Raw genomic sequence first — 8,590 nt, 5'->3', positions numbered from 1 at the left:
GTCCAAAGGATGCTAAATGGACAAGCCTTGAATATATTGAGGATGCAAAGAAATCAGGTACAAGGGTGGTTGAGAACACAGAGGTCACAGAACTGATCATTGAAGATGGTGAAGTTAAGGGTGTTAGAAGCCGTGAAAAAGAGTTCTACGCAGATGAGGTTGTTTTAGCTCCAGGTGCAGTTGAAACACCACGTATTTTGAGAAGAGCTGGACTCGATGCAGGTGATAATTTCTTCGTTGACACCTTCGTGACTGTTGGAGGTATTCTGAAGGGTGTGGAGTTCAACAAGGAGGTTCAGATGAACGCTCTCATTAAAAAATCTGATGACGTTATCCTGGCCCCCCACTTCTCTGAGATACTGGTTGAAAAGCTCAGTTCCCATGGTGCCCGGACCAGGGACATAATCGGACTGATGGTCAAAATAAAGGACGAAACTTCAGGTAAGATCCGGGAAGGTTCTGTAGTCAAGTACAGCACTGCAAACGATGTGGCCCTTCTAGCAGAGGGTTCGGCACTTGCAGGTTCCATACTCACGGAGGTTGGTGTTGATCCAAACACATTAAAATCAACCCATGCACGTGGAGCCCATCCCGGTGGAACAGCTGCAGTTGGTTCAGTTGTTGATAAAAATCTTGAAACAGAAATTTCAGGGCTCTTCGTTGCAGATGCAAGTGTTCTGCCTGAAGCTCCTGGAGCACCACCTGTACTGACCATAGTGGCCCTTGCAAAGAGGTTGGGTAAGTATTTGGGTCAGAATTAGGGAGTTAAACATTTAATAATCATTGATCCATATCATTCATTTTACCCTTTAAATTTTGATTTTTTGATTTAATAATGAATTTAATTTTAATAAATTTCATTACAGGATTTTTTTATTTTTTTGGATACTTAGACAATACAGTTTCAGTGATCTAAAAAAAGATGAAATTAAGTGATCCTGAAAAAATCAGGACCACTTTTCTGACTGTTTTTAAAGGAGGCGGTTTTTACAGCCGTTATTTTAAATTAAGTTGGAATATTCTCTTGGAATTTTTAAGTTTACACTGGAAGAACCTTCCTACCGTACTCTCCATTTATAACCTCTGCAAGTCCAACGTAAACTGCACTGAGCCCTGTGAATATACCCTCGTAACCTGCGATCACTGTTATGGTTTTTATACCTGTGATTTCCCCTGCTGTGAGTAAGAAAAACAGCACTGCAAGGCTTATGAATACTACTTGTAATCCTCTTCCTTTTTTCAGTGTTGCGAAGAACATCACCATGGTAAAGAGGCCCCACATGAAGAAGTATGCTGCAAGGGAGGTGGAGTCTGCTGCCTGAACCGGTGATTTTCCAGCCATGTTGAAGAAGGTTGTCTGGGGTATCATGAGGAGAAGGACAAGTGACCACCAGAAGAGGCCGTAAGATCCAAAGGCCACCAGTCCAAAGGTGTTGCCCTTTTTGTACTCCATCCAAGCTGCCATTATCTGGGCTATTCCTCCATAGGCAAATCCCATTGACAGTACCATGCTGTTCAGGGGATAGAACCCTGCATTGTGGAAGTTCAGAAGCACCGTTGTAAGTCCAAATCCAAGTAGTCCCAATGGTGCAGGGTTTGCAGTTATATCCCTGAGTTCTACTGCCTTTTCTTCTTTTTCAGCCATAATTCATACCCCAAATGTCTTAATTTCATCTCCCATGATTATATCCTTCAATATTTTAAGTTATTCTTCTAGGGTGGATGTGTCTCCAACATCTTCTCCACTTTCCCGTGCTCTGAGAACCCTCCGCATGATCTTTCCGCTTCTGGTTTTTGGGAGGGTTTCAACCTGTTCAATTTCTCCAAGAACTGCAACTGGTCCAAGTTCATATCTAACGTGTTTTTTCAGGTCTTCTATGAGTTTTGTTTTAAGCTGGTATCCTTCTTTAAGGATTAAAAAGGCTTTTATCACCTGTCCTTTAACTGGATCTGCTTTTCCTATGACTGCTGCCTCTGCAACTGCAGGGTGGCTTACGAATGCGGATTCAACCTCTGCCGTACCTACCCTGTGACCTGCAATTTTCAGGACGTCATCGGATCTTCCCTGTATCCAGAAGTATCCATCTTCATCCTTACGTGCCATGTCCCCTGCCTTGTAGACACCAGGTATCTGGTTCCAGTAAACATCTTGGAATCTCTGCTCATCTTTGTAGAGTGTTCTGAACATGGATGGCCATGGATTTTTTATGACCAAATAGCCTCCCTTTCCAAGGGGTACTGAGTTTCCATCTTCATCCACTATATCTGCATCTATACCTGGGAATGCCATGGTTGCTGAACCTGGTTTTAATGGGGCTGAAGGTAACGGAGATATGAGGTGCATTCCGGTTTCTGTTTGCCACCATGTGTCCATTATGGGTGCCTTTTCCTTTCCAATGTTTTTGTAGAACCACATCCATGCTTCTGGGTTTATTGGTTCTCCAACCGTTCCAAGTATCCGGAGTGAGGATAGATTGTAAAGGCGTGTGTATTTGCTTCCAAACCTCATAAGATGTCTTATAGCTGTTGGTGCTGTGTAAAATTTGGTTACACCATACTTCTCAATGATACTCCACCATACACCTGGGTCTGGATAGTCAGGTGCTCCCTCGTAGATTAGGGTTGTGGTTCCAAGGAGCAGTGGTCCGTATATTGCGTAGCTGTGTCCTGTGATCCATCCTATGTCCCCTGTGCACCACCAGAGATCATCGTTGTGTATGTCGAATATATATTTGGTGGTGGTTGCAACTCCAACCATGTACCCCGCTGTTGTGTGGAGAACTCCCTTTGGTTTTCCTGTGCTTCCTGATGTGTAGAGTATGAAGAGTGGGTCTTCGGAGTCCATTGGTTCAGGATCGCATTCTGCTGGTTCCCCCTCTATGAGTCGTTCATAGAATATCTCTCTTCCACTGAGTTCTGAGATTTCTATTGGCGTTCCTGTGTGTTTAACCACAATAACCGTTTCTACAGATGGGCACTGGAGAATTGCTTCATCTGATATTTTCTTGAGGTCTATGACCTTTCCCCTTCTGAAGGTTCCATCTGCAGTTAAGAGAACCTTGGCCTTGGCATCGTTTACACGTTCAACAAATGCTCCAACACTCAGACCTGAGTAAACAACGCTGTGTATTGCACCTATCCTTGCACATGCAAGCATTGAGATCAGGAGTTCAGGGCACATTGGAAGGTACATGGATACCCTGTCTCCCTTTTTAACGCCAAGATTTTTGAATGCATTGGCGAGTTTGTTGACCTCCCTGTAAAGTTCGTAGTAGGTTATCTTTCTTTCATGTCCCCTCTCGTTGGTGTAAAGTATGGCCACCTGATTCCTTTTATCTGTATCAAGCCATCTGTCCACGGCGTTGTAGGTAAGGTTTATCTTTCCGTTGACGAACCATTTGTAGAAGGGTTTGTTGCTTTCATCAAGTACTTCATCCCACTGCTGGAACCATTCGAACTGTTCTGCCTTTTCAGCCCAGTACTTTTTGAAGTCCTTTCCCTTTTCAAGTTCGGTTTCCCAGTTTTTCACATGTGCCCTTTCAACGGTTTCTACACTAGGTTTAAATATACGTTTTTCATCCAAAAGGACATCTGTATCGCGCCTCATATTCATCACACCGCTTGAAACTCTATTTTTCACATTAAAGCCTATTTTTCATATCTAATTTCTCAAAATATTCCTTCTCCATTACTTCCTAAGTTCTTTTTGTTATTTATATTTATCTATTATTAATCATTATAAATATTGATTAATCATGATAAATAATGTGTTGGGGATCCAAATGCAAGGTTAAAAATCAGGGTTTTACAGTTCAATGGCCCAAACGTTCCCTGAAGCCATCGGAGTAGCCTGATCTGTAACCTGACTTGAAAGCTTCCAAACATTCTTGTGCATTTTCATGTTTCAATTCTTTTATGGACTCTACTTTGTCAACATCACAAGAAACCCCCATTAAAGCTGTCATCATGTCCCCAGGATCACTGATTGATGTGATGGTAACACAGCTTTCACTTCCATCATAGGCCCTGCTGCTTGGATTTGAGTTGGAATCGAAGGTTCTTGTGTTGAGTTCACCTGGAAAAATATCCCCTGAATCACCTGTGTTACCACCGTTATCCTTGGATTTTTCTAACTGGCTTTTTCCATCTGCCTGTTCCAGTGCAACGCGAAAATTCGTTGGGTAGATGTTGGGGTAAGTATTGTAAATGCTGTTTTCATCCACATGCCATATCAAAAGTCCCTCTCCAGGTATGTGACTATCGAAACCTTTTTTCTGCCGGTTCTCAACTAAAAAGTATTCATTACCTTTCAAGCCATTTGTCCATAGCCTGTAGATCTTCCGGGATTCACTGTAGACCTCAGGTATCTTCACAGCTCTGGGGCCTCCTGTAAGGTTGGTTGGAACCGTCCATCCCAGTTCAACCTTGCACCATGCACTGAGATGTGCAGGTGTTTTTCCATCGTTGTTCCAGCTACCAAGGCCCATGAGGCACCAGTCACCGATACCTGGAGATATCCTGCTCATATCGTAGAGATCTGGAAGTCCCAGTAGATGACCGAACTCATGGCAGAAGCCTCCGAGATCGTGAGATGGAAGTTCTGGAACCGTACAGTAGTTAAAAACCTTAAAACCATCCATATCAACTGGTTCCTGGATGCGGCTTTGATGTGACACCATATCCTGGGTTGAACCTGTTCTCTCTGCACCCTCACCAGCATGTATGATCATGAGAAGGTCAATAACACCCTCCCCCTCGTTGTCGTAACGTGAAAATTCAAAGTCCCCAGTTTTTTTCACATCCTCCAAAAGATCTTCAACCAGTTTCTGGGAATTTTTGGGGTAAACTCCTTTACCGCTCATGTTATCCACATAGTAGGATAGATCTTTTTTAGATCTGTACCATTCATTTACATCACCGGTTAGGTCAAGCTGCCCCCATGATACCTCGTTGTAGTATTCCCTCAAACTACCGTTAATGGATTTTTTACTGAAGAGCAACTCCCTGAAATGCTCGGGTTCTGTTTTTGCAGGTTGGTCCTTGAAGTCAACAAGGAGAACAAGTACCCTTTTTTCACCAACAACTGATCTTCGTGGCAAATTGGGCCTTTCAAAGGTGTGTTCGCGGAACTTTTCAGTCCGTTCATTCAGGATGTAGAGGGTTCTTGGATCCAGAACATCCTGAGATTCATAACGCTCTGGATCTGCACCTTCCCTCATTAATTTGATGGTTTTTCTCATTTTAACCTGTAACTCCGGGTGATATGGCCTTTCCAGAGGATGATCCCTTGTTAATTCATTGATGGTCATCACCAGGGCGCCTTGGTTTAAAATGTTTGATCCCAAATAAAAATCCCCCTTGTTAATGTTATTTTTATTGCACTTACTATAAAATTTTTATTACAAATTCAATCATCAGAATAATATCCAGATTTAAGAAAAATCCATAAAATTTTCTATTTTTAAAAATCAGAGGGATTAAAAACCTTTTTTAAGGAAGGATTACTTGGAGGCATAGGAGCATTCCCCAATCTCGTAATAACGAAATATATTAATATAATAATGAATAGAAAGAATAACAGGTGTTAATATGGAGTTGGATGAAAAAACGAAGGAATACTTGGAAGGTTACAAGTCTGGTTACCGTGATGGTTTCAAGCAGGGCATGGATGAAGCAATGGACAGAATAGCAACTGAAATTAAGGAAAGGAAACGTTGGCCCTGATCTTCAACCTCCCCAAGCAAAGATATCACCAAAATCTTTTTATAAAGTTGATTTATTTTTTATAAAACTATATAATCCAATCCACTCCTTAGGTGGGACTAAAGTTGGTGATTGAAGCTAAATTTAAAATTTCTCCATGGATATTACTTACCCTAATCCTCACATTTCTCATTTTAATTCCAGGTGCCTGTGCATCTCAGAATCCAAAGGTTTTATTCGATGAAACAGGCCCCTATGGAAAATATTACACCATATATTCAATTGGACCCTATGGAGCATCGAGTTTTGCAAATTTACTCCAGGAGAATGGTATGGAAGTTTCAAGGTTAACTGATCCGCCTGTAACTTCTGAAAAACTTAAAGGATATGACGTTTTAATAGTTATGGCTCCTGAGCGTAACTACACAGATTCAGAGATCAACACCATCAAAGACTTCGTTAAAAATGGTGGAGGATTACTCCTTTTAGGTGACAACTGGGGACAGGAGGATGGTGGCGAGAGTTACGCATTCAATGGTCTTGCAAAGGCTTTTGGGGTGAGTTATGCAGATAAACTTGTTGTGGTGGACACAAAACATCATATCCTATTCTCAGATTACGTGAATGTTGTGGATGTGAAACCCAACACTGTTAATGGAAATGTTTCGGAGTTCTATTACCTGAAGGGGACCTATCTAAAAAATACTGGTTCTTCAGAGGTTTTAGCAAGTTCAGATGCTGATTCCTGGGCTGATAGTTACACCCTAACAGAAGAGGGTTTCTCTCAGAACAACGGTGTGAAAGAATCCGAGGAAACATCCGGACCTCTCCCACTTGTCTCTGCAATGGATTACGGTAATGGAAGGGTGATCTTCATGGGTTCTGTGGGAAGCTACGTGAACTCATGGATCTACAGAACCAACGGATGGAAACTTGGTTTGAACTACGTGAACTGGCTCGCAAAACGCCCGGTTCCATCAGAATATGATGCTGCAGGTTTGATACCCTACTCAGTTGCAGATATGGAGTACAGAATAGCTTTGATGGTGATCTTAACCCTTGCAATTATCCTTGGAATTGTAATGGCAGCCCGAAGGTATGGAAATGGATTTTCAGGTCAGATAAAGACCATCAAAAACTGGAAGTACAATGCACTCGTTGCTGTTAACCTTCTTTTTGCAGTTGGAGCTGTTTTGATCTTCATCCCCCCAAATACGTACCTCTTCGATATTACTAATCCTGATATGTATGATCCTAACTTCGCATATCTCATTATTTGTGTTGCTGCCCTATATCTGTTCTTCAGCGGCGTGGTACTTTACAACCTACTGGCTAGAAATAGAATAATCGCAGAATATTCTTACATGAACATGGCCATTCTTCTATTCTTTGCAGGGCTAACTTTCATATTTGGAGATGTCTTCTTCATCATGGATGTGGAGTTCTACAGCATCATGGGCATGGCACTCATCATTCCCCTAATTTTGAACCTAATGGTAATAAGAAATTATGGACCAGACCTTGTGATTGAGGGTAAAGAGTTCGATAGGTTGAAGAAGATATCAGTAAAATCACTTCCATACGAACTTCAGCCACACTACACAGACTCTGCATACATAGGGGAAGGAGGTTTTGGACGTGTTTTTAAAGCAACCCGTAAAGATGGCAGGGACGTTGCCATAAAGATACCTAAAAGCTTTGATAAACGCTCCGAGAAGACGTTCATCACCGAAGTTTCAAACTGGATACATCTGGATCATCCCAACATAGTGAAGCTCTACGATTTCAAGATACTTCCAATTCCATACATAGAAATGGAATTTTGTGAGGGGAAACTTGAAAAGGGTATGAAACCCCTAGATGAAGCTATTTCCGTTGTTTATGAGGTTGCAAAGGGTTTGGAGTATGCACACACTAAAAATATCATCCATGGTGATGTTAAGCTGTCCAACATAATGATAAAAAATGGTGTACACAAGATATCTGACTGGGGACTGAGCAAACTCAAGTTAGCAGAATCAGTTACCCTATCTGGAGCCACTCCACAGTACGCTGCACCAGAACAGATATCAATTGAATTTGGAAAAGCAGATGAAAGAACTGACATTTATCAGATCGGAAATGTTTTTTATGAACTTTTAACAGGCAGATTACCATTTGAAGGTGAAATCTCCCAGATATATAATTCTATTCTTCAAACAGAACCAATTTTACCTTCTAAAATAAATTCAAATGCAGGTCCTGTTGAGTACATCGTTATGAAATGTCTAAGTAAGATTAAAGATGACAGATACCCCTCAATGACGGAACTTCTTAAGGAGCTTCAAAAACATATGTCACCTGATGAAACAAACCTTTTTCCTTAATTGGAGGTTAGTTCATGAAGGAGTAATCTTAGAACACAGTTCAAACTTTAGATCACCACTACCCGGTGATGAACTTGAAGATAAGAAAATTTTCAGGATTGATAATGGGATTTATAATCTTCTCAATCCTTTTAATGGTTCTATGGAATTCAACTTCAAGTTTTGATGATGAACTGGTTCAAAGGGTTGACAGTGGTGTTTCAGCAGAGGATCTCATGTTGGACATTGAAGTAGAAAGGGAAAATGAAAGGTACAAAGCAAAAAAACGTTTAGAATCCCACGTGATGGCTGTTGAAATGTGGGGACATGGTGATTTGGTATCAGAATATGATTTGAAATATTATACCGATATATACAATGGGGAAACCCAGATAATCGATGATCATGCAAAGGTGCGAAGAGAATTCGTCAGGGAAGAAATATCCAAGGAGGATTTTTTAGAGGAAGTGGATGATCTGAATGGGGAAATGAGATGTGTTAAGTATTGAAGATATGAAATAAAAAATTTTCACATATCCCTG

7 protein-coding genes (1 of these 7 running past the window's edge) are annotated in these 8,590 nt (G+C 41.2%); 4 read left to right on the top strand and 3 right to left on the bottom strand.

The annotated features are described in order from the left end of the window. Positions 1-761, top strand: the 3' portion of a protein-coding gene (locus tag MCBB_RS03815; RefSeq protein WP_071906529.1) for an FAD-dependent oxidoreductase. Its footprint begins 439 nt before the window's first position; only the last 761 of its 1,200 coding nucleotides appear in the window; its start codon lies off the left edge, out of view; its stop codon occupies positions 759-761. A gap of 278 nt (positions 762-1,039) precedes the next feature. On the opposite strand, the gene MCBB_RS03810 is transcribed toward MCBB_RS03815, so the two are convergent. The 3 genes from MCBB_RS03810 to MCBB_RS03800 form a co-directional block, all read right to left on the bottom strand. Beyond that, on the bottom strand, positions 1,040-1,645 hold the full coding sequence (locus tag MCBB_RS03810; RefSeq protein WP_071906528.1) for an acetate uptake transporter: 606 nt from the start codon (positions 1,643-1,645) through the stop codon (positions 1,040-1,042). A 60-nt stretch (positions 1,646-1,705) separates the two neighbouring features. Beyond that, the gene (acs, locus tag MCBB_RS03805) at positions 1,706-3,607 is read right to left on the bottom strand and encodes an acetate--CoA ligase (RefSeq protein WP_071906527.1); all 1,902 of its coding nucleotides are present in this window, start codon (positions 3,605-3,607) and stop codon (positions 1,706-1,708) included. 205 nt (positions 3,608-3,812) lie between these two features. Then, positions 3,813-5,345, bottom strand: coding sequence for a M6 family metalloprotease domain-containing protein (locus tag MCBB_RS03800; protein WP_071906526.1), 1,533 nt, complete (start codon positions 5,343-5,345; stop codon positions 3,813-3,815). A 244-nt stretch (positions 5,346-5,589) separates the two neighbouring features. Between MCBB_RS03800 and MCBB_RS12345 the strand changes: the two genes are divergently transcribed. The 3 genes from MCBB_RS12345 to MCBB_RS03790 all read left to right on the top strand — a co-directional run bounded on the left by MCBB_RS12345 (position 5,590) and on the right by MCBB_RS03790 (position 8,557). Then, a complete protein-coding gene (locus MCBB_RS12345) occupies positions 5,590-5,724 on the top strand; it encodes a FliH/SctL family protein (RefSeq protein ID WP_269454995.1) in 135 nt (44 codons plus the stop codon). Positions 5,725-5,831: 107 nt separating this feature from the next. After that, entirely contained in the window at positions 5,832-8,069 is a 2,238-nt protein-coding gene (locus tag MCBB_RS03795; protein WP_231916428.1) for a DUF4350 domain-containing protein, read from the top strand. A 74-nt stretch (positions 8,070-8,143) separates the two neighbouring features. Continuing rightward, positions 8,144-8,557 carry a hypothetical protein gene (locus tag MCBB_RS03790; protein WP_071906524.1) on the top strand — a complete coding sequence of 138 codons (414 nt, stop codon included), beginning with the start codon at positions 8,144-8,146 and terminating at the stop codon, positions 8,555-8,557. The last annotated feature ends 33 nt before the right edge of the window (positions 8,558-8,590 follow it).

Origin of the sequence: Methanobacterium congolense, assembly GCF_900095295.1 — an archaeon.
GTDB lineage: Archaea > Methanobacteriota > Methanobacteria > Methanobacteriales > Methanobacteriaceae > Methanobacterium_C > Methanobacterium_C congolense.
Note: the sequence above shows the minus strand (reverse complement) of the source record. Positions and strands in the feature narration are given on the sequence as shown.